Below are 21,439 nucleotides of genomic sequence, written 5' to 3'. Positions count from 1 at the left end.
GTCGTCATTCTTCAAAATCACATTTTGCAAAGTTAATTCTTTAAATCTCATTTTCCACCATCTTCTTTATAAAGTTTACTTGTTTATCTCTTATTATTTTGTAGATTTGTAACTTTAAGTTTATTCAAAAAGACTTTTTATTCACATGAAAAAAGTAACTTTATTAATGAGTGGAATCATGGTGATGTCATGCGCTCCCCAGCAGAAAAAGCTAGTCTACCCCGAGACGGCAAAGGTAGACACAATAGACGTGTATTTTGGCACGCAAGTACCCGACCCTTACAGATGGTTGGAAAACGACACCAGTGCAGCTACTACCGCCTGGGTAGAAGCACAGAACAAAGTGACGAACGAGTACCTGAGCCAAATCCCTTTCCGGGAAAACCTCTTGAAACGATTGACGGAACTGGCCGACTATGAGAAAATCAGCGCCCCAATCAAAAAACATGGAAAATATTACTTCAGCAAGAACGACGGTTTGCAGAACCAGAGCGTATTCTACGTACAAGATTCTCTGGACGGTGAACCCCGCGTATTCCTCGACCCGAACAAACTGTCGGAAGACGGCACAGTAGCCCTCACAGGCCTTTACTTCTCCAACGACGGCAAATACGCCGCTTACAGCATTTCGCGCAGCGGCTCGGACTGGTCTGAAATTTATGTAATGGACACCGAAAGCGGCAAACTGCTGGAAGACCACATCGAATGGGCTAAATTCACCGGTGCCGCCTGGCAGGGAGACGGCTTCTATTACAGCGCTTACGATGCTCCAAGCAAAGGAAAAGAGTTCTCCAACGTGAACGAAAATCATAAAATCTATTACCATAAAATAGGTGAACCGCAATCGAAAGACAAACTGGTTTATCAGAATCCGGCTTATCCGAAACGCTTCTACACTTCTAGCACCAGTGAAGACGAACGCATCCTCTTCCTGACAGAATCCGGTGCCGGAAGAGGAAACAATCTGTTCATCCGCGACCTGAAAAAACCGAACTCCCCTTTCATCCAACTGACTACCGACCTCGACTACCAATACTACCCGATTGAAGTAATCGGTGACCAGATTTATATCTACACTAACTATGGCGCACCGAAAAACAGAATCATGGTAGCCGACATCAACCGTCCCAAATTGGAAGACTGGAAAGAACTCGTCCCCGAATCGGAAGCTGTCCTTTCCAATGCAGAAGTGATTGGCGGCAAACTGTTCCTTACCTACGATAAAGACGCTTCCAACCATGCCTACGTTTACAGTCTCGACGGCAAGCAATTGCAGGAAATCGAATTACCGTCACTCGGCTCTGTAGGTTTCAGCGGTAACAAGGATGACAAGGAATGTTTCTTCGGATTCACTTCTTTCACCATTCCCGGCGCTACCTATAAATATGATATGGACAGCAACACCTACGAACTATACCGCGCCCCGAAAGTACAGTTCAACTCGGACGACTTCGTGACCGAACAAGTGTTCTATCCCAGCAAGGACGGTGTGAAAATCCCGATGTTCCTTACCTATAAGAAAAACCTGAAGAAAGACGGCAAGAATCCCGTATTCCTCTACGGCTACGGTGGCTTCGGCATCAGCCTCAACCCAAGTTTCAGCGCCATCCGCATCCCGTTCCTCGAAAATGGCGGAATCTACGCCCAAGTCAACCTTCGCGGTGGCAGCGAATATGGCGAAGACTGGCACGTAGCGGGAACCAAAATGCAAAAACAGAACGTATTCGACGACTTCATCTCTGCCGCCGAATACCTTATCGACCAGAAATATACCGACAAGGACAAGATAGCAATCGTAGGCGGTTCCAACGGCGGTCTGCTGGTAGGTGCCTGCATGACGCAACGCCCCGACCTGTTCCGCGTTGCCATCCCGCAAGTAGGTGTAATGGATATGCTCCGCTACCACAAATTCACCATCGGCTGGAACTGGGCAAGCGACTACGGGACAAGCGAAGACAGCAAAGAGATGTTCGAATACCTCAAAAGCTACTCTCCGCTGCACAACCTCAAACCGGGCACTAACTATCCCGCAACCCTCGTCACCACTGCCGACCACGACGACCGTGTAGTTCCCGCTCACTCATTCAAGTTTGCCGCTACCCTGCAAGCAGACAATGACGGCACGAACCCCACACTCATCCGCATCGACAGCAAAGCCGGACACGGTGCCGGCAAACCGATGGCGAAAGTGCTGGAAGAACAAGCAGACATCTACGGATTTATCATGTATAACCTGGGAATGAAGCCGAAATTCTAAAGCGCGACTTTCTATTTGCAAACACATAGAAGCCCCGTAGCCTGTATTTTACATTACAGGTCACGGGACTTTGTGTTTTTCAACAGAGAAATATGACATTTTATTATTAATTAATCAAAATATCCGCTTCAAAACAAGCGACTTTGAAAAATTTTCCTATATTTGCAGTGAGTTAGTTGACATTTTATCAGAATTAACCTTTTAAAATATAGTATCATGAACATCCAAAAAATCATGTCCTCTTTAGAGGCAAAGCATCCCGGTGAATCTGAGTATCTTCAAGCAGTAAAAGAAGTTCTTCTCTCCATTGAAGATATATACAATCAACATCCTGAATTTGAAAAAGCTAAAATCATAGAAAGACTGGTAGAGCCCGACCGTATCTTTACTTTCCGTGTGACGTGGGTAGACGATAACGGTGAAGTGCAGACCAACCTCGGTTATCGCGTACAGTTCAACAACGCTATCGGCCCGTACAAAGGCGGTATCCGTTTCCACGCTTCCGTGAACCTTTCCATCCTGAAATTCCTCGGTTTCGAACAGACATTCAAGAACGCGCTCACTACCCTGCCTATGGGTGGCGGCAAAGGCGGTTCCGACTTCTCTCCACGTGGAAAGAGCAATGCCGAAATCATGCGCTTCTGCCAAGCGTTCATGCTGGAATTGTGGCGTCATCTCGGCCCCGACATGGATGTGCCTGCCGGTGACATCGGCGTAGGCGGACGTGAAGTAGGCTATATGTTCGGAATGTACAAGAAGTTGACCCGTGAATTTACAGGCACTTTCACAGGAAAAGGATTGGAATTCGGCGGTTCCCTGATTCGCCCCGAAGCTACCGGTTTCGGTGGTCTGTACTTTGTCAATCAGATGTTGCAGGCAAAAAACATTGATATCAAAGGCAAGACAGTATCCATCTCCGGATTCGGAAACGTTGCCTGGGGCGCAGCAACCAAAGCCACCGAACTGGGTGCCAAGGTAATTACCATCTCAGGCCCGGACGGATATATCTACGACCCGGACGGCATCAGCGGCGAAAAGATAGATTATATGCTTGAACTTCGTTCTTCGGGTAATGACATCGTTGCTCCTTACGCGGAAAAATATCCGAACGCAACCTTTGTAGAAGGCAAGCGTCCGTGGGAAGTAAAAGCGGATATTGCACTCCCTTGCGCGACCCAGAACGAATTAAATGGAGAAGATGCTCAAAATCTCATAAAAAATGACGTACTTTGCGTCGGAGAAATTTCCAACATGGGCTGTACGCCGGAAGCCATCGACCTTTTCATCGAACATAAGACGATGTATGCCCCGGGTAAAGCAGTCAACGCAGGTGGTGTAGCCACTTCCGGACTGGAAATGTCCCAAAATGCCATGCACCTGAGCTGGAGTGCCGCCGAAGTGGACGAAAAACTCCACGCAATCATGCACGGCATCCACACGCAATGCGTGAAGTACGGTACGGAACCCGACGGATACATTAATTATGTAAAGGGTGCCAACATTGCCGGATTTATGAAAGTAGCTCACGCAATGATGGGACAAGGCGTTATTTAGAAGACTTTGTTTAGTTGTATTTGTATTTGTGGTTTGCGCTGCTCGCCTCCTGTGACAGGACGCGGGCAGCGCTATTTTTTTGAAATTAACCATATTTTCCATGGAATTAATTATCTTTGTGGCATCAATAGGGTAACTAATAGTTCTACAATAAATATTCATGTAACAAATAAATAAAGATGCTACAACCCGAATTAAAATTCCGCCGCGATAAGATTCGCAGTCTGATGGCGTTACAGGGCATTGATGCCGCGCTAATCACTTGTAATGCAAATTTAATTTATACTTATGGCTGCGTAGTCAGCGGTTATATTTATCTCCCTCTCCACTCACCTGCATTGCTGTTTTTCAAACGTCCCAATAATATCACAGGCGAGCATGCGTTCCCTATCCGTAAACCGGAACAAATTGTTGATTTGCTGAAAGAACAGGGATTGCCGATGCCTGCAAAATTGATGCTGGAAGGCGACGAACTTCCCTACACGGAATATTGCCGTCTGGCAAGCCTGTTCCCTGAAGCGGAAGTTGTGAACGGAACCCCACTGATTCGCCAGGCACGCAGTGTAAAGACTCCTATCGAAATCGAAATGTTCCGCCGTTCGGGCATCGCCCATGCAAAGGCGTACGACCTGATACCAAGCGTATATCGTCCCGGCATGACAGACATCGAGTTTTCTATCGAGATTGAACGCCTGATGCGTCTACAAGGTTGTTTGGGCATCTTCCGCGTATTCGGACGCAGCATGGAAATCTTCATGGGCAGCGTGCTGACCGGAGACAATGCCGGTTATCCTTCTCCTTATGACTTTGCCTTAGGCGGTCAAGGTCTTGACCCTGCCCTGCCGGGTGGAGCCAACAAAACCCCGCTGAAAGAAGGACAAAGCGTCATGGTAGACCTGGGCGGCAACTTCAATGGATACATGGGTGACATGAGCCGTGTATTCTCCATCGGAAAGCTACCTGAAGAAGCTTATGCAGCTCATCAAGTCTGTCTCGACATTCAGGAAAAGATTGCCACCATAGCCCGTCCGGGTGTTTCTTGCGAGAAGTTATATGATGCAGCCATCGAAATAGTTACCGCCGCTGGATTTGCAGACAAATTCATGGGTATAGGCCAGCAAGCCAAGTTTATCGGTCACGGCATCGGGCTCGAAATCAATGAAGCTCCGGTACTCGCCCCCCGTGTCAAGCAGGAACTGGAACCGGGAATGGTGTTTGCCCTCGAACCGAAAATCGTTCTGCCGGGCGTAGGGCCTGTCGGCATAGAAAACTCTTGGGTAGTCACCAACGAAGGAATCGAAAAACTGACTAATTGCAATGAAGAAATTATCGAATTAAGCTGATATCTGCATTAGGAGGACACTAATAAAAGGCAAAAAGCATATACAATGAGAAAGCCTCGATAAAAAGAGGCTTTCACTCTGTCATTTAAAACAGACCTTTTCAATATACTTTTTAATACATACATTAATAAACACACCCATTCTATCAAAAAATTTAATCAATTTAATAACACCCCCAACAAGATGATGAAACAACCTTTGATTCTAACCCTTGTATCTTCTGTTGCCTGCACAGTAACCGCAACGAACAAAACGCCGGAAAAGACAACACCGACAAAGTCAAAAACTCCTAACGTCGTATTTATCTACGCCGACGACCTCGGCTACGGAGACTTGCAATGCTACGGAGCCAAAAACGTAGAAACGCCCAACGTCAACCGACTGGCTGAATCAGGCATTCTTTTCACAAACGCCCATGCCACAGCCGCAACCAGCACCCCTTCCCGCTATTCCATGCTGACGGGCGAATATGCATGGCGCAAAAAAGGTACAGACGTAGCTGCCGGAAACGCCGGAATGATTATCCGTCCCGAACAATACACGATGGCGGATATGTTCAAAAGTACAGGATACACTACCGCTGCCGTCGGCAAATGGCATCTTGGACTCGGAGATAAAGCCGGCACACAAGACTGGAACGCTCCCCTGCCCTGCGCACTGGGCGATTTAGGCTTCGACTACCACTACATCATGGCTGCCACAGCCGACCGTGTCCCCTGTGTATACATCGAAAACGGGAAAGTAGCCAACTACGACCCCAGCGCCCCTATCGAAGTAAGCTACCAGAAGAACTTTGAAGGTGAACCTACCGGAAAAAGCAACCCTGAAATGCTGTATAACCTGAAGCCCAGCCACGGTCACGACATGTCCATCGTCAACGGGATTTCCCGTATCGGCTACATGAAAGGCGGCGGCAAGGCACTCTGGAAAGACGAGAATATAGCAGACTCACTGACTACCCACGCCATTCGGTTCATTGAAGAAAACAAGGATAAACCTTTCTTCCTTTATTTCGCAACGAACGACGTACACGTTCCCCGCTTCCCTCACGACCGTTTCAGAGGAAAGAACCCGATGGGACTGAGAGGTGACGCTATCGTACAGTTCGACTATTGCGTCGGCGAAATCATGAACACACTGGAGAAACTGGGATTGAGAGAAAACACCCTCATCATCCTTTCAAGCGATAACGGCCCGGTAGTAGACGACGGATATGACGATAAAGCGGAAGAACTACTCAACGGACACAGCCCCGCCGGACCGCTGAGAGGTAACAAATACAGCGCCTTTGAAGGCGGAACCCGCATTCCTGCCATCGTCAGTTGGCCTGCCGGAGTGAAAAAAGGCATGACTTCGGACTTATTGGTTTCACAAGTCGACTGGTTGGCTTCTCTGGCTTCACTGACCGGAGCCATTATGCCAAAGAACACCGCACCGGACAGCTATAACTTCCTCGGAAGCTGGTTGGGCAAAGAGAAGAAAGACCGCCCGTGGGTTATCGAGCAGGCTTCCAACCACACTTTATCCGTCCGCACCAAAGACTGGAAATACATCGAACCGAGCAACGGACCGAAAATGATTCAATGGGGACCGAAGATTGAAACCGGAAACTCCAAAGAACCTCAACTCTACAAAATGCAGGAAGTAAAAGAGGTGACCAACTATGCTTCCCAGATGCCGGAAAAAGTGACCGAACTGCAAAATATTCTCCAAAGTGTACGCGACGGAAAGGATATAATAGGCAAATAATTCCGGGCACTCATACATTCAACCTTAAAAAACATACATTCAACTTTTAAAAATCAAACAACCTAATGGATTATAAATCAATCTCAATAGTTGGTGGCACACTGCTCTTATCCACCCTGTCCGCCAATGCACAGAAAAAGACTGCCCAACCTAATATTATATTTATCCTTTGTGATGACATGGGATACGGAGATTTGGGATGCTACGGTCAGCCGTTTATACGCACTCCACATATAGACGCTATGGCAGGCGAGGGCATACGTTTCACACAAGCGTATGCAGGCAGCCCCGTCAGCGCTCCTTCGAGAGCCTCGTTCATGACAGGACAACACAGCGGTCACTGCGAAGTACGCGGCAACAAGGAATATTGGGGAAATTCCCCCATCATCATGTACGGAAACAACAAAGAATTTTCCGTAGTGGGACAGCATCCTTACGACCCTGGCCACATCATCCTGCCGGAAATCATGAAAGACAACGGCTATACCACAGGTATGTTCGGCAAATGGGCAGGCGGCTACGAAGGCTCCTGCTCCACTCCCGACAAACGGGGCATAGATGAGTATTACGGCTATATCTGCCAGTTCCAGGCTCACCTCTACTACCCCAACTTCCTGAACCGTTACAGCAAAGCGCTGGGCGACACAAGCGTAGTACGTGTCATTATGGACGAGAACATCAAATATCCGATGTACGGTCCCGAATACCAGAAACGCCCACAATACTCCGCCGACATGATTCATGAGAAGGCAATGGAATGGCTGGACCATCAAGACGGCAAACAGCCTTTCTTCGGTATATTTACTTACACATTGCCTCATGCGGAACTGGTTCAACCGGAAGATTCTATCCTGAACGAATATAAAGCGAAATTCGACCCGGACAAAGTATTCAAAGGCAGTGAAGGCTCACGCTACAATGCCATCACGCATACACACGCCCAATTTGCCGCTATGATTACCCGCCTTGACTATTACGTAGGCGAAGTCCTGAAGAAACTGAAAGAGAAAGGACTGGACGAGAACACACTAGTCATCTTCTCCAGTGACAACGGCCCTCACGAAGAAGGCGGAGCCGACCCCACTTTCTTCGGCAGAGACGGAAAGCTGCGCGGACTGAAACGCCAATGCCACGAAGGCGGCATACGTATTCCGTTTATCGCCCGTTGGCCGGGACGTGTACCCGCAGGTGAAGTAAACGACCATATCTGTGCTTTCTATGATTTAATGCCTACTTTCTGCGACATAGCCGGCGTCAAGAACTATGAGAAGAAATACCGCAACAAGGAGAAAGACGTGGATTATTTCGACGGAATCTCTTTCGCTCCGACATTACTGGGCAAGAAGAAACAGAAACAGCATGACTTCCTCTACTGGGAATTCAACGAAACGAACCAGATAGCCGTGCGCATGGGTGACTGGAAGCTAATCGTCAAAAAGGGAAAACCGTCCCTCTACAATCTGAAGACCGATATTCACGAGGACAACGACATAGCCCTGCAACATCCGGACATCGTAGAAAAGATGAAAGCCATCATCTTTGAGCAACATACTCCGAATCCATATTTCTCTGTGACATTGCCCAAGCAGTAACCGCAATTACCAGAAGAAATAACAAGATAAGCGATTATTATATTTCAGGCACGGATTACACGGATTTCACGGTTTTTGTTAATCACATCACAAATGATTAGCTACCGTATAATCCGTGAAATCCGTGCCTGAATAATATTCTTAGATAAGGTCGATTTTATTTAACCCTACCCTTTATATCAACTTATATCAGCGCACCGGCACAACCCCATCTTCTTCGCCCGCTCCATCAGATAAGCATGGGCAGCTTCATATTCATTGGGAATCACACCGTCCAGAATAGCATCCTTTATCGCGCTTTTCAGCACACCCACTTCCCGACAGGGTTGCAAACCGAAGATTTCCATAATCTCCTCTCCGCTCACCGGCGGTTGGAAATTACGTACCCGGTCTTTTTCTTCCAAGTCTTTCAGCTTCTGACGTACCAACTGGAAATTATTCAGGAAACGCTGCTTGCGTTCCATATTCTTGGAAGTAATATCCGCTTCGCAAAGCATCATCAAGTCATCAATATCATCGCCCGCCTCAAAGAGCAAACGACGCACTGCCGAGTCCGTCACCACATCATCCGCAATGACAATAGGGCGCATATGCAGACTGACCAGCTTCTGCACATACTTCATCTTCTCATTCATCGGCAACTTCATCTTCCGGAAGATATTCGGAATCATCTTCTCACCAATGAAATTATGATTATGGAACGTCCATCCCGCCTTCGGCTCCCACCGTTTCGTGGCAGGCTTGGCAATATCGTGCAGCAAAGCCGCCCAACGCAACCACAGATTATCAGTCTTCTTGCTGATATTATCCAACACCTCAAGCGTATGATAAAAATTATCCTTGTGCGAACGCCCGTTCCGTGTCTCCACCCCTTGCAACGCTGCAAATTCCGGGAAAATCAACGGCAGCAACCCGCTACGGTCGAGGTCGATAAACCCTTTCGAGGGAATCGGTGAAAGAATAATCTTGTTCAGTTCGTCCGCAATGCGCTCACGGGAAATAATCTCAATCCGTTCCTTGTTGCGGCAAAGGGAGTCGAAAGTATCGTCATCAATATAAAAGCCCAACTGCGTGGCAAAACGGATGCAGCGCATCATGCGCAACGGGTCGTCACTAAAAGTAATATCCGGGTCGAGAGGAGTACGAATCGTCTTCTCCTTCATATCATCCAAACCGGCGAACGGGTCTACCAGTTCACCGAAACGCGCCTTATTGAGACAAACCGCAAGAGCGTTGATAGTGAAATCCCGACGATTTTGGTCGTCTTCCAGCGTACCGTCCTCAACAATCGGCTTGCGCGAATCCCGCTGGTACGACTCCTTACGTGCGCCGACAAATTCCACTTCCGTACCTTTATATTTAACCTGTGCCGTTCCGAAATTCTTGAAAACAGAAACGTGCGCACCCCGTCCCAGACGTTTGCCGAGTGCTTCCGCCATTGCAATTCCACTGCCTACAACTACTACATCTATATCTTTAGAGGGACGTTGCAGAAAAATATCGCGAACATAACCGCCTACCACATAGCACTCCAAACCGAGCGCATCCGCCGTTTCGGCTATCTGTCCGAAGATGGGTTCGCTAAATTGCTGCTTCAATTCCTCTTGAGTCAACTCTATCATTCCTTTTAGTTATACGTTTTGAGGGTGCAAAATTACAAAAATAAGGGATATATTTGTACTTTTGCCGTTAATAAGTGAACAATGAACCATAAACAGGCCGTCTGTCCTGGATAGTAAACCGTAAATAATAAAATAGTAAACAAGACTTGTGATGAAAAAACTGATTATCCTCTTTTGCGGCACGCTGGCACTGGCTGCCTGCGGCAACGGACTTGAGAAAAAAGCCAATGAGAAACTGGCAATTGCCAAGGCTGCCTACGAACGTGGCGACTACGAAGAAGCCAAGTCGCAAATCGACAGTATCAAAATCCTCTACCCCAAAGCCTTCGAAGCACGCAAAGCGGGACAGGCACTGATGCTCGACGTAGAGACAAAGGCACAGCAGAAGACACTCGCTTACCTCGACAGCGCTTTCCAAGCAAAAACCGAAGCGTTCAACGCCATCAAAGACAAATTCATCCTCGAAAAGGACGCTGAATACCAACAGGTAGGCAATTATCTCCACCCTGCACAGACCGTCGAAAAGAACATGCACCGCTCCTTTCTCCGCTTTCAGGTGGACGAACAGGGCAACATGAGCATGACTTCCATCTATTGCGGCGCAGGCAATATCCATCATGTAGGTGTCAAAGTGATTGCCCCCGACGGCAGCTTTGCCGAAACTCCGGCTTCCAAAGACAGCTACGAAACGACCGACATGAATGAAAAAATAGAGAAAGCGGACTACAAACTGGGAGAAGACGGAAACGTTATCGGATTCATCAACCTCAACAAAGACAAGAATCTCCGCGTAGAATACCTCGGTGACCGTGCCTACAAAACAACCATGAGCCCGACCGACCGTCAGGCTGCGGCATCTGTCTACGAGTTGGCACAAATTCTTTCTGCCATGCAGCAGATTAAGAAAGAACAAGAAGAAGCCAATCTGAAAATCGAATTTATCAATAAGAAAAAAGAACGGAAAGCGCAGGAAGCAGCAACCGACAAGTAAAAGAAGCATCCTCGGCTAAAGATAAAAGAGTTGACGGGAACAGTTGCGATTTTTTCATATCAGCAACTGTTCCCGTCAACTCTATCATAACGTTCTCTATTCCCTGTTCCGAAGAAACGACGTTTCCTCATATAAAGAAACGGTGTACTCTGTCCTCATAAAACGGTGTAATCTCTCAACCCAAAAGAGCGTAGACTGCCACAGCCTTATTTCACCCTTCTATTCAACTGATTATTAGCCTTTTCCTGCTTCGACTTACCCACCCGTTTTCCGGAACTCTTCTTTTTCCCCGCTCCGGGCTTTGCCTTCCCGGCAAAAGGATTATTACTTTTTTTTATTGGCATAGCTTACTTCTTATTCTCCTTCATAAAACTCACCCAAGAACCAGCGAGCCACAAAATCCCAATTCTCCTGTAGCAGCGCCTTTCCATTCTCGAACGGGAACTGCGCGTCCGGCAGCAGATTATGTTCCATTCCATACTTCAGCAAGTCGAACGGACATAAACCCTCTTCGCAGAACATTTCATACGCCCCTTCTTCAGCCGCTTCGGCATTATAAAGCGGATTATTCCCGTCAGCAAAGAATTCGGCAACATCAGGGCCTATCAACAACCCTTTCGGATTGCCGTAAACAACGAAATTATCAAACTCCGCCAAATCCGGCAACAGAGCATCTTCCTCATCTTCCCACTTCAACGAATGTACAAAGAAGAATTTCAGTGCGTCATACGAATCGAAAAACAGGAGCGACTCCCCTTTGCTCGCTTCAAAGAAGCGTTCCACATTGGTCGGCATCTTCTCCCCCGGCAAAGCTGCCGGCAGAGGTTCGCGTTTCTTCCGCATCAACTCCGTTTCCATCATCCAGCCCGGCGCAAGGTGTTCGCTGATAGGAGCCGATTCAAAAACAGCGTCCAAGCGTTCGTAAAGCACCCCCGCAAACTCCAGCAAATCCGCGTCCATCGGATTCTCCACCCAGTCGAAATCATCACCGACCGGCGAATTGATAGCCCACAGCAGAAAAGCGATGTCCTCACGGTTGATTTCGTCCGGCAAGTAGTCCTCAGACAGCGGATAGAACGGCAGATAACGGCCGTAATTCTCCTTATGCCAATGAATAAACTCCCGCCAGTTTCCCGCGTCCGCCACGCAATCTTCCAGATACAAGGCACACGACAAAGCCACCCGTCGCTGGTCTTCCACCATTTCCCTGCCTTTATACATATAAGAGTTCGCTACCAACGGCAACAGTTCATTTGCCAAATTAAGATACCACTCATCCGTAGCCGTCACCTTCGCACGACCATGCATCTCAGTCCATGCCCGCATATAAATCTTCTGTTCCTTCATCGTTAAAGTCGTTACAATCATTACAATCGTTTCAAGGCCAGTTTAATAACCTTTTCCACCGGAGCATCCGGCTCTTCCTTCATTATAGCCAACACCACCTTCTGCGAAGGCGCAGCGGCAAAACCGAGCATCGTCAACGCAGCCACAGCCTCTTCCTGCACTTCCGCATTGGCAGCTTGCAGCAACATGCCCCCGGCACCGGCAACGCCGCCCGAGGCAGACATTCCCATCGTCTTAATCTTGTCCTTCAGGTCGACAATCACACGCTGCGCAGTCTTCAGACCGATACCTTTCACCGTCTTCAGCATATTCGCGTTCTCGGTGCTGATTACATTCACCAGTTCGGCAGGCGAAAGAGCGGAAAGAATCATGCGCGCCGTATTCCCGCCGATGCCCGAAACAGAAATCAGCAACAGGAAAATCTCCCGCTCCTGCTTCTCGGCAAAGCCATACAGCACATACGCATCCTCACGAATCGCCTCGTAAATATATAACTTACAAGTTTTTTTTCCCTGAATAGCCGAATAGGTATTCAAGGATATATTGGCAGCATATCCCACCCCGTTACAGTCGATTACCGCGGTTGCCGGACTGAGTTCGGCAAGCTCGCCTCTAATATATTCTATCATAATGGGAACAAAGATAAAACTTTCCCGCCACAGATTATCCCGTTTTCTACAGATTATTCGTTTTAAGAGCCCGACGGTTAAAATCTGACGCACGCACAAGGTGTATTCCACGCAATCCATAGCGAATCTAAAAAAAAATAAAAATAATGCAGCCCGTAAACAATCCTTCCTAATAATTTGTTTACTTTTGTGGCAGAAACAAAGAAAAATGTTCATATAAAACCAAGAAAAGAATGAAAAAAGTAAGAGCCGCCATCGTCGGTTATGGCAACATTGGACACTACGTACTTGAAGCGTTGCAGGCAGCGCCTGATTTCGAAATAGCCGGAGTCGTTCGTCGTGCAGGAGCAGAGAACAAACCGGAAGAGTTGGCAAACTACGCAGTAGTAAAGGACATTAAAGAGCTGGAAGGCGTAGACGTGGCAATTCTTTGCACGCCCACCCGCAGCGTTGAGAAATATGCAAAAGAATACCTGGCTATGGGCATCAATACCGTAGACAGTTTCGATATCCACACCGGCATCGTCGATTTGCGCCGCACACTGGACGCAGCCGCCAAAGAACACAAAGCCGTATCCATCATCTCCGCAGGCTGGGACCCGGGAAGTGACTCCATCGTGCGTACGATGCTCGAAGCGATTGCCCCGAAAGGCATCACTTACACCAACTTCGGCCCGGGCATGAGCATGGGACACACCGTAGCCGTGAAAGCCGTCGACGGTGTGAAAGCCGCCCTTTCCATGACCATCCCCACCGGTACGGGAATCCACCGCCGCATGGTGTACATCGAACTGAAAGACGGATACAAATTTGAAGAAGTAGCCGCCGCCATCAAGGCAGACCCATACTTCGTGAACGACGAGACACACGTGAAACTCGTTCCGAGCGTAGACGCGCTGCTCGACATGGGACACGGTGTAAATCTCACTCGCAAAGGCGTATCGGGAAAAACGCAGAACCAGTTGTTCGAATTTAACATGCGCATCAACAACCCCGCACTGACCGCACAGGTACTGGTATGCGTGGCACGCGCTTCGATGAGACAACAGCCGGGATGCTACACTATGGTGGAAGTTCCGGTCATCGACCTTCTTCCGGGCGACCGTGAAGAGTGGATTGGACACTTAGTATAATATTTTATCCATCCGATAAATAAAAAATAGAGAAAGGAGCACCACCTTTCTCTATTTTTTTTATCTTTGTGGGAATAGTACTAAAAAAAACACACTAACAATGGGAAAACTATTCATTCTCTGCGCATTACTATTCCAATTCCTGTCGCCCGTTTACTCGCAACAAACAGACACAGACGTCATCAAACCCAGTATGAAATACGGCAAACCCACCGAGGAAGAGCTGAAGATGACCACCTACGCACCGGACACCGCCGCAACCGCCGTCGTACTGTACACCAGAAACAACGCCCGCTACGACCTGCTGAACAATGACTTCCGGCTCGTGTACACCTATGAGGTAAAAATAAAGGTACTGAAATCCGAAGGCACGTCCTATGCGGACATCATCATACCTTATTATTCTAAAGAAAAAGCAGGCGGCACCATGAAAGAAAACATCACCCAGCTCGACGCTTCCGCCTACAACCTCGAAGACGGCAAGATAGTACGCACCAAGATGAAACGCGACCTCGTCTTCGAAGAAAGGCTCAACAAGAGCTATATGCAGATTAAATTCTCCATCCCCGCCGTCCGTGAGGGAACCGTATTCGAGTACAAATACCAGCTCAACTCCGACTTCTATTACAGCATCAACCACTGGGAAGCGCAGAGAAGCATCCCCGTCATCCACACGCAATATGACATCACCATCCCCGAATACTTCCTGTTCAACCTCGACATGAGAGGCTCACATTCACTGAACATGAAAGACCAGTCCGAAAGCCTCTCCTACACGCTCCATTACCAAAACGGACAAGTGGAACAGCTCCTCTGCACCGGACGCCACCTGAGCTTTACCGGCAAGCAACTGCCCGCTCTCCGTCCCGACAAATACGTATGGTGCGCGGACGATTACATGAGCGGTGTCGGCTTCGAACTGCGTGGAATCAACTTCCCCGGTTCACTCTACAAATCGTTCACCAATACCTGGGAGACTATCGACAAGATGCTGCTGGAAGACGAGGACTTCGGCTCCCTGCTCAAAATGCGCAATCCCTACCGCGACGAAATGGCGGCACTGGGGCTCGACAAACTGACCGACAGGCAGGACAAGATTGCCGCCATCTACACCTTCCTCAAAAAGAAAATGTCATGGAACGGACAATACGGACTTTACGGCAGCGAAGTGAGAAAAGCGATAAAGAACGGAACCGGCAGCAACGCGGACATCAACTTCGTACTCATGAGCATGCTGCACGACGCGCAGATTCCCTGCTATCCGGCCGTGATGAGCCGCAAGACGTTAGGGATTCTTCCACTCTCGCACCCTTCCATCCAGAAGCTGAACACGTTCGTAGTCGGCATAGCGGACACGGACAGCACCTTCGTATTCCTCGACGGCTCCGTCACCAACGGATATATGAACACACTGCCGCCCGTACTGATGGTAGACCGTGCCCGTCTCCTCAGCAAAGCGGACGGGGGCAACTGGATAGACCTCAGCCAACTCGGCAAGAACCAAATCCGCTCGTCCGTCAATGCGCAGATTCATCCCGACGGACGAATAACGGGAATCCGCCAGACCGGATACATCGGACAGCACGCCGCCAACTTCCGCAGAAACTATCATGCCGCCAAGGACAGCGCGGAGTTTATCACCAAACTGGAAACGGAAGAAAACATCAAAGTGAAAACATTCTCGACAACAGGTACGAACGCTTTCTCTTCCACCGTAAAGGAGAGTCTCGAATTTGAAAAACAAGCGAACGTGAACGACAACCTGATTTACATCAATCCAATGATTTTCCTGCACGCCAGCAAGTGCCCGTTCACCCAGGCCGAACGCCAACTGCCGCTGGAAATGCCTTATGCCGAACAAATCATACAAGTGACCAACCTGACCATCCCCGAAGGATATACCGTCGACGAACTGCCGGCTCCCCTGAACGCGTTCACGGAAGACAAACAAGGATTCTGCCGCTACCTCGTACATCAGAACGGCAATCAGCTCATCATCACCTACTCGTTCAGCTCCAACAAGTTGCTTTATCCCACCAGCGAATACAAGTTGGTGAAATCCTTCTGGGAACTGATTGCCGAGAAAAACAACGAAATATTGGTACTCAAGAAAATATAACCGCCGTAGCCGGCGTAGCGCCGGAGCAAGGTTTCCATTCGGTATATTAGTATTTTAGGCACGGATTACGCTGTTGCTTTATATAATCATATTTCTTAAAACCGTGAAATCCGTGTAATCCGTGCCTAATTTAAAATTATCATTCATGTGACACAGCACTTACAATGCTTAATCTTTATATATTATGAAACATCCCAATCAAACCAACTCTATAAAGCACTTCATAAAGAAAGTACCCGCCCTGTCTTACGTCATTTTTTGCCTGAGCCTTCAGGCAACGCCCGCCCGCGCACAAGACACGATGAAGGATGCCAACTCCGTTGTCACGGACGCCCGGACAGAAATCCTCTGCAAATCCATGACCCAATCCGTAGAAAAGGAAAGCCGGACTATCACCATACTCAACCGCAAAGGACTGGAAGACGCCACCTTTTATTGCGGATGCGACATGTTCCGCTCCCTGCAGAAATTCTCCGGAGAAATCATCAACGCTTCGGGACAGACCGTGCGCAAGATAAAGAAATCCGACCTTCAAAAGAGCGAATACAGTTCCTCACTCACCACAGACGATTATTTCTATTATTACGAGTGCAACTACCCTTCCTTCCCCTTCACGGTGAAGTACGAATGGGAAATGAAATGCAACAACGGGCTAATCGGCTACTCCACCTTCGTCCCGCAAACGAGCTTCAACCAGGGCGTAGAGAAAGCCGCCTACCGGATTGAACTTCCCGCCGGACAAGGTTGTCGCTATCGTGAATTGAACACGCAAGGAAAAGGAATCGAAGTGAAAGAATCCACCGGCCCCGAAGGACAGCAAGTAATAGAAGCCACCGCCCTGCGGCTGTCTCCCATCCTCAGGGAACCTTTCGGCCCAAGCTCCGCCGCATTATTCCCCCGCGTCTATTTCGCCCCTTCGGCTTTCAAGTACGACAAATCCGAAGGAGACATAAGCACCTGGCAAAAGTACGGAGCATGGCAGTACCAACTGCTCGACGGACGCGACCAGCTCACCGACCCTTTCCGCGCCAAACTGCACGAACTGACCGCCCACTGTTCTACCGACCGGGAGAAAGTGAAAGCCGTCTACGACTATCTCGCCAAGACCACCCGCTACGTCAGTATCCAGTTAGGTATCGGCGGCTTGCAGCCTATCGCCGCCACGGACGTCTGCCGCACGGGGTTCGGCGATTGCAAAGGCTTGTCCAACTACGCCCGCGCCATGCTGAAAGAACTGGGTATCCCCTCTACTTACACAGTCATCAGCACCACCAACGAACGTTTGCTCCCCGACTTTTCGAGCGCCAACCAGATGAACCACGTCATTCTGCAAGTCCCGCTTCCGCAGGATACGCTTTGGCTGGAATGTACCAATCCGCAGCTTCCTTTCGGCTACGTCCATCAGGGCATTGCCGGGCACGACGCCCTATTGATAGAACCGGAAGGCGGCAGGATACACCGTCTGCCCACTTATCCCGATTCGCTGAATACGCAATGCATCGTCGCCGACGTCACCCTCTCCCCCACGGCGGAAGCGAAAATATCGGTCAACGAAGTGTCCCGCCTGTTCCAATACGAAGACGAAGCGGGCATCGTGTACCTGCCACCCAACAAGCAGAAAGACCGCATCCGCTCGGACATCAACCTGTCTCAGGCGGACATCCTGAACCTGCAAATAAAGGAGTGCAAAGAGGCAGCCCCGTCCATCACCTTCGACTATTCCGTCAACAGCAACCAATACGGGCATAAGACGGGAAACCGCCTGTTTATCCCCGCCAACATTTTCAGAAAAGGATTCAGCGTCCCTTCCGTCACGAAGCGCACGTATCCTATCCATATCAACTACGGCTATTCGGACACGGACAGCATCTGTATCCGCTTGCCGGAAGGATATGCCATCGAAGGTCTTCCGAAACCTATTGACGTAACGGGCAAATTCGGGAGTTTCCACTCCAGTGTCGAGGTGAAGGACAGAGAGATACATATCGTTCATCGTTTATTCATGCCGAAAGGGATTTATGCTCCCGATGAATACGAGACATTCATCGGCTTCCGTAAACTGGTGGCAGGGCAATATAGTGGCAAAATCATTCTAAAAAAGGAATAAGCGAGATAATTCGTTACGGAAAATAAAGTATCTTTGCGACTCAATACTTCAAAAAAAGGAGAACGTTGGAAAACAAAAGATACAATAATATAGAAGAATGGGCGAATACGCTCAGTCATGGAGCAGGCATCCTGTTGGGAATCGTAGCCGGATATTTCTTGTTGGAAAAGGCTTCCGTGAACGTCGAAGCGCAATGGGCAGTGCCTTGCGTCATTGTCTATCTGGCAGGGATGCTTTCGTCTTATGTCAGTTCCACGTGGTATCACGGCAGTCGTCCGGGGAGAGTGAAAGAGTTGCTCCGCAAGTTCGACCACGGTGCTATCTATCTGCATATTGCAGGTACTTACACGCCTTTCACGCTGCTCACACTGCGGCATGCAGGCGGATGGGGATGGGGAATTTTCTCTTTCGTATGGTTGTCGGCTGTTATCGGTTTCATTCTCAGCTTTAAAAAGCTGAAAGAGCACAGCAATCTCGAAACGGTCTGTTATGTGGGCATGGGCGCTTCGATACTGGTTGCCTTGAAACCTTTGCTGGACCAGTTGGAGATGGCAGGAGCCGCTCCCGCTTTCTGGTGGCTGATAGGCGGTGGAGTTTCTTATATTGTGGGAGCTGTATTCTACTCATTGCGCAAGCCTTATATGCATGCCACGTTCCACCTGTTCTGCCTGGGCGGGAGCATAGGACATATCATCGCAATCTGGCTGATACTGTAAAACGTAATCAGTGTAAAAACAACCTATATAAAAAAACATCCCCAAATCCCCTCAATACAAAACTTCTTTTATTTATTCCATTATTTCCACTCCATATTCTCATTGAATATCAAAAAAAACATATATCTTTGTCGCACGCTTTCCGCGTCATCAGCGAGATGAAACAAGCAGAAAGCCGTTTTTTATTCCATAAAGGAGTAATCAACGTATTATCTCTCAGTATCGAAAACTTAGCACTTTTCATTAGACGGAGAGATGATACGGCAGATACTCCACGTAAAACGGATGTATATCAACATATCTGCAAGAGATGTGTTATATATAAACGATTGGCGTGGGTGTCTGTTGTTATCATTATCTCGTCAAAGGTTTGCTAAGGCCTCGATACTGGATATATGATACAACAGCATTCATGCCTTTCTTATATCCGGTTGGTCAGTTTTCATTTACCCTAATAAATGCCCTAACCAGCAGTTCCGCACCAAAAGGAAACCTGAAAGCATGAATGCTCGTTGCATCATTCCGCTAATCGTTATTTACTCCCAATCCCCAATGATTAAACACATGAAAAAACAAATACTATGTCCAAAATGATTAATATAGAAGCAGCAGCACAAAAGTATGAAATCCAGCAAGATACCATTCTTATCTGGAAAAGAATCTATCACTCCTATGCCAAAAGAGGGGAAGAGATTTTGATAGACGAAAATGAACTCAAAAGGTTCTTGCGTTGGAGAAAGGAGAGCAGGTTTTCGGAAGAATACCTCGAAGAATTGGAGAAGCAATACCACAATGCGACACTTGTGAACGAGACGTATTGCGAAATCATTGAAAAGCAAGAAAAAGAATTAGAAGAACAGGATGAAAGAATTGCCGAACTGGAAAAGATAAAAATATTGATAGATAGGGAACTGGCACATGTACAAACAGTTTATGAAGCAATATCTGCAAACTATAATGAATCCTGCAATAGCAGTTGGATAACAAAGTTATGGGAAAAAATCATAAAATGAACCCGTCAACAGCACAAACCCACAAACCGTAGGGACAAAAAAAAGGCTATCTATCCCAGACAGCCAATCTTTGTTAACCTTAAATCTAATACTATGAAAAACACAGTACAAAGATACGGACTTTCGGCATATCTCCAAATTTTCGGGGCAAAGCAGAACGATTTATAACACGGTTTAATAGAATACAGGGGTTCGTTAACATTTAACGCTGTTAGGTTAAAAATTAACTAACCACTAACTAATATTTGAGATAGAAATCCGTTTACTCCTAGATATACTCCAATAACGATTTATACATTTGTCTCGACTCTCTATTCACGTCATTCATTGTGAGATACTTGAAGCCATTATTTTCATAGAACTTTATAGTTCGTTGAGTATTATCATTAATAGCGTCTACAGTTATAAACTGACAGCCAGTCTTGTTTTTCCTAATAAAACTTTGTACTAACGACCTGATAAGAAAAGTACCAATACCTTGGTCTTGAAAATCTTTATCCACGGCAAGTCTTCCTATTTTTGCTGCTGGATACATCTTTTGGTTTAAAAATCTTTCCCAAAAATCAAACTCAATTTTATCTCTACAACCTTCCATCTCATCAGCAAAATCCTGGCGATCTGATATCTTTAACAAATCATTGGCAAGGCTGTAATAAGCTATTATCCGATTTTCAGTTTCCAGCAACGTTGTGGTATAGCGAAGATACTTTAAGTATATTTTCGAATCAGCAAATAAAAAATCGTTCAAATCGGTATTCCCGCAATTGAACGACTTAAACTCATAATCTGTATTTAAGTGGGTTACTGTTACTTTTCCCTGTTTCAGCAACTTCCAAAAGTCAATAGAATGTTCCACCAGAAATCGATACTAACAAATTATAACTTTCTTCCATCTCTCTGATTTCCTTTTTCTTTGCAGCCTTTTCTTCGGGCGTAAGCTTCTTGGTAAGAGATTCCAAAAGTTCTTTTCTAAATCTTTTAGCATCCTCACCTTTTATAGTAGGAGTATTTTGAATCGGACGTGCCATTATTTGATTATCAGTATATTTATCTTATTGATGCTACAAATATACACACATACAATCACACATACAAACAGAGCATCATTAAATCCACCTTAAGCTATAACTATTTAACGAATCAGACCATTAATCCGTTAATTAGTTAACACATTAACAAATAAACAAACCTATCCGTTCACCCGTTATATATTAACGTGAGTTCGATATAAGGGTTAGAATTATTTATTTGAAAATTAGGAACATAG

At 47.3% G+C, this 21,439-nt stretch carries 17 protein-coding genes; 11 read left to right on the top strand and 6 right to left on the bottom strand.

What is annotated here, in order from left to right; translation table 11 throughout:
- The first annotated feature begins 145 nt into the window (after positions 1-145).
- The 5 genes from RDN93_RS04855 to RDN93_RS04835 all read left to right on the top strand — a co-directional run bounded on the left by RDN93_RS04855 (position 146) and on the right by RDN93_RS04835 (position 8,495).
- Entirely contained in the window at positions 146-2,257 is a 2,112-nt protein-coding gene (locus RDN93_RS04855) for a prolyl oligopeptidase family serine peptidase (protein ID WP_308744446.1), read from the top strand.
- Between the two features lie 216 nt (positions 2,258-2,473).
- A complete protein-coding gene (gene gdhA / locus RDN93_RS04850) occupies positions 2,474-3,811 on the top strand; it encodes an NADP-specific glutamate dehydrogenase (protein WP_308744445.1) in 1,338 nt (445 codons plus the stop codon).
- A 179-nt stretch (positions 3,812-3,990) separates the two neighbouring features.
- On the top strand, positions 3,991-5,154 hold the full coding sequence (locus RDN93_RS04845; RefSeq protein WP_308744444.1) for a Xaa-Pro peptidase family protein: 1,164 nt from the start codon (positions 3,991-3,993) through the stop codon (positions 5,152-5,154).
- Between the two features lie 186 nt (positions 5,155-5,340).
- Positions 5,341-6,903 (top strand): arylsulfatase, encoded by a 1,563-nt coding sequence (locus RDN93_RS04840; protein WP_308744489.1) that lies wholly within the window; start codon positions 5,341-5,343, stop codon positions 6,901-6,903.
- 65 nt (positions 6,904-6,968) lie between these two features.
- Positions 6,969-8,495 carry an arylsulfatase gene (locus tag RDN93_RS04835; RefSeq protein WP_308744443.1) on the top strand — a complete coding sequence of 509 codons (1,527 nt, stop codon included), beginning with the start codon at positions 6,969-6,971 and terminating at the stop codon, positions 8,493-8,495.
- Between the two features lie 179 nt (positions 8,496-8,674).
- Here RDN93_RS04835 and RDN93_RS04830 read toward each other — a convergent pair whose 3' ends face one another.
- The gene (locus RDN93_RS04830; protein WP_308744442.1) at positions 8,675-10,117 is read right to left on the bottom strand and encodes an HD domain-containing protein; all 1,443 of its coding nucleotides are present in this window, start codon (positions 10,115-10,117) and stop codon (positions 8,675-8,677) included.
- Between the two features lie 151 nt (positions 10,118-10,268).
- Here RDN93_RS04830 and RDN93_RS04825 point away from each other — a divergent pair, with 151 nt between their 5' ends.
- Positions 10,269-11,108, top strand: a complete 840-nt coding sequence (locus RDN93_RS04825; protein WP_308744441.1) for a hypothetical protein — start codon at positions 10,269-10,271, stop codon at positions 11,106-11,108.
- 206 nt (positions 11,109-11,314) lie between these two features.
- Here the strand turns inward: RDN93_RS04825 and RDN93_RS04820 are convergent, their stop codons facing one another.
- Genes RDN93_RS04820 through ruvA form a run of 3 tightly spaced genes read right to left on the bottom strand, consistent with a single transcriptional unit; the run spans position 11,315 to position 13,084 of the window.
- Positions 11,315-11,452 (bottom strand): hypothetical protein, encoded by a 138-nt coding sequence (locus tag RDN93_RS04820; RefSeq protein WP_308744440.1) that lies wholly within the window; start codon positions 11,450-11,452, stop codon positions 11,315-11,317.
- Between the two features lie 10 nt (positions 11,453-11,462).
- A complete protein-coding gene (locus RDN93_RS04815; RefSeq protein ID WP_308744439.1) occupies positions 11,463-12,455 on the bottom strand; it encodes a DUF3843 family protein in 993 nt (330 codons plus the stop codon).
- Positions 12,456-12,475: 20 nt separating this feature from the next.
- Positions 12,476-13,084 (bottom strand): Holliday junction branch migration protein RuvA, encoded by a 609-nt coding sequence (gene ruvA / locus RDN93_RS04810; protein WP_308744438.1) that lies wholly within the window; start codon positions 13,082-13,084, stop codon positions 12,476-12,478.
- Positions 13,085-13,317: 233 nt separating this feature from the next.
- On the opposite strand from ruvA, the gene RDN93_RS04805 reads away from it, so the two are divergent.
- From RDN93_RS04805 to RDN93_RS04785, 5 genes are all read left to right on the top strand, one after another.
- Positions 13,318-14,217, top strand: a complete 900-nt coding sequence (locus RDN93_RS04805) for a diaminopimelate dehydrogenase (protein WP_044654430.1) — start codon at positions 13,318-13,320, stop codon at positions 14,215-14,217.
- A gap of 100 nt (positions 14,218-14,317) precedes the next feature.
- Positions 14,318-16,336, top strand: coding sequence for a DUF3857 domain-containing protein (locus tag RDN93_RS04800; protein WP_308744437.1), 2,019 nt, complete (start codon positions 14,318-14,320; stop codon positions 16,334-16,336).
- 184 nt (positions 16,337-16,520) lie between these two features.
- Entirely contained in the window at positions 16,521-18,443 is a 1,923-nt protein-coding gene (locus RDN93_RS04795; protein ID WP_308744436.1) for a transglutaminase-like domain-containing protein, read from the top strand.
- Between the two features lie 65 nt (positions 18,444-18,508).
- Entirely contained in the window at positions 18,509-19,159 is a 651-nt protein-coding gene (locus RDN93_RS04790; RefSeq protein WP_308744435.1) for a hemolysin III family protein, read from the top strand.
- Between the two features lie 581 nt (positions 19,160-19,740).
- Positions 19,741-20,172 (top strand): hypothetical protein, encoded by a 432-nt coding sequence (locus RDN93_RS04785; RefSeq protein WP_308744434.1) that lies wholly within the window; start codon positions 19,741-19,743, stop codon positions 20,170-20,172.
- Between the two features lie 268 nt (positions 20,173-20,440).
- On the opposite strand, the gene RDN93_RS04780 is transcribed toward RDN93_RS04785, so the two are convergent.
- Both RDN93_RS04780 and RDN93_RS04775 read right to left on the bottom strand, forming a co-directional pair.
- The gene (locus RDN93_RS04780; RefSeq protein WP_308744433.1) at positions 20,441-21,028 is read right to left on the bottom strand and encodes a GNAT family N-acetyltransferase; all 588 of its coding nucleotides are present in this window, start codon (positions 21,026-21,028) and stop codon (positions 20,441-20,443) included.
- Complete coding sequence (locus RDN93_RS04775; RefSeq protein WP_136014629.1) at positions 21,012-21,200, bottom strand: hypothetical protein; 189 nt, start codon at positions 21,198-21,200, stop codon at positions 21,012-21,014. The genes RDN93_RS04780 and RDN93_RS04775 overlap by 17 nt, the downstream gene beginning before the upstream one ends.
- Positions 21,201-21,439: the final 239 nt, after the last annotated feature.

This window comes from uncultured Bacteroides sp. (assembly GCF_902491285.1).
GTDB lineage: Bacteria > Bacteroidota > Bacteroidia > Bacteroidales > Bacteroidaceae > Bacteroides.
The sequence above is the reverse complement of the archived record's forward strand: the minus strand, read 5'-3'. Positions and strand labels throughout refer to the sequence as shown.

Coding starts and splice junctions, on each gene's coding strand:
- RDN93_RS04855 (WP_308744446.1), top strand. CDS start 146: ATGAAAAAAGTAACTTTATTAATGAGTGGAATCATGGTGATGTCATGC.
- gdhA (WP_308744445.1), top strand. CDS start 2,474: ATGAACATCCAAAAAATCATGTCCTCTTTAGAGGCAAAGCATCCCGGT.
- RDN93_RS04845 (WP_308744444.1), top strand. CDS start 3,991: ATGCTACAACCCGAATTAAAATTCCGCCGCGATAAGATTCGCAGTCTG.
- RDN93_RS04840 (WP_308744489.1), top strand. CDS start 5,341: ATGAAACAACCTTTGATTCTAACCCTTGTATCTTCTGTTGCCTGCACA.
- RDN93_RS04835 (WP_308744443.1), top strand. CDS start 6,969: ATGGATTATAAATCAATCTCAATAGTTGGTGGCACACTGCTCTTATCC.
- RDN93_RS04830 (WP_308744442.1), bottom strand. CDS start 10,117: ATGATAGAGTTGACTCAAGAGGAATTGAAGCAGCAATTTAGCGAACCC.
- RDN93_RS04825 (WP_308744441.1), top strand. CDS start 10,269: ATGAAAAAACTGATTATCCTCTTTTGCGGCACGCTGGCACTGGCTGCC.
- RDN93_RS04820 (WP_308744440.1), bottom strand. CDS start 11,452: ATGCCAATAAAAAAAAGTAATAATCCTTTTGCCGGGAAGGCAAAGCCC.
- RDN93_RS04815 (WP_308744439.1), bottom strand. CDS start 12,455: ATGAAGGAACAGAAGATTTATATGCGGGCATGGACTGAGATGCATGGT.
- ruvA (WP_308744438.1), bottom strand. CDS start 13,084: ATGATAGAATATATTAGAGGCGAGCTTGCCGAACTCAGTCCGGCAACC.
- RDN93_RS04805 (WP_044654430.1), top strand. CDS start 13,318: ATGAAAAAAGTAAGAGCCGCCATCGTCGGTTATGGCAACATTGGACAC.
- RDN93_RS04800 (WP_308744437.1), top strand. CDS start 14,318: ATGGGAAAACTATTCATTCTCTGCGCATTACTATTCCAATTCCTGTCG.
- RDN93_RS04795 (WP_308744436.1), top strand. CDS start 16,521: ATGAAACATCCCAATCAAACCAACTCTATAAAGCACTTCATAAAGAAA.
- RDN93_RS04785 (WP_308744434.1), top strand. CDS start 19,741: ATGTCCAAAATGATTAATATAGAAGCAGCAGCACAAAAGTATGAAATC.
- RDN93_RS04775 (WP_136014629.1), bottom strand. CDS start 21,200: ATGGCACGTCCGATTCAAAATACTCCTACTATAAAAGGTGAGGATGCT.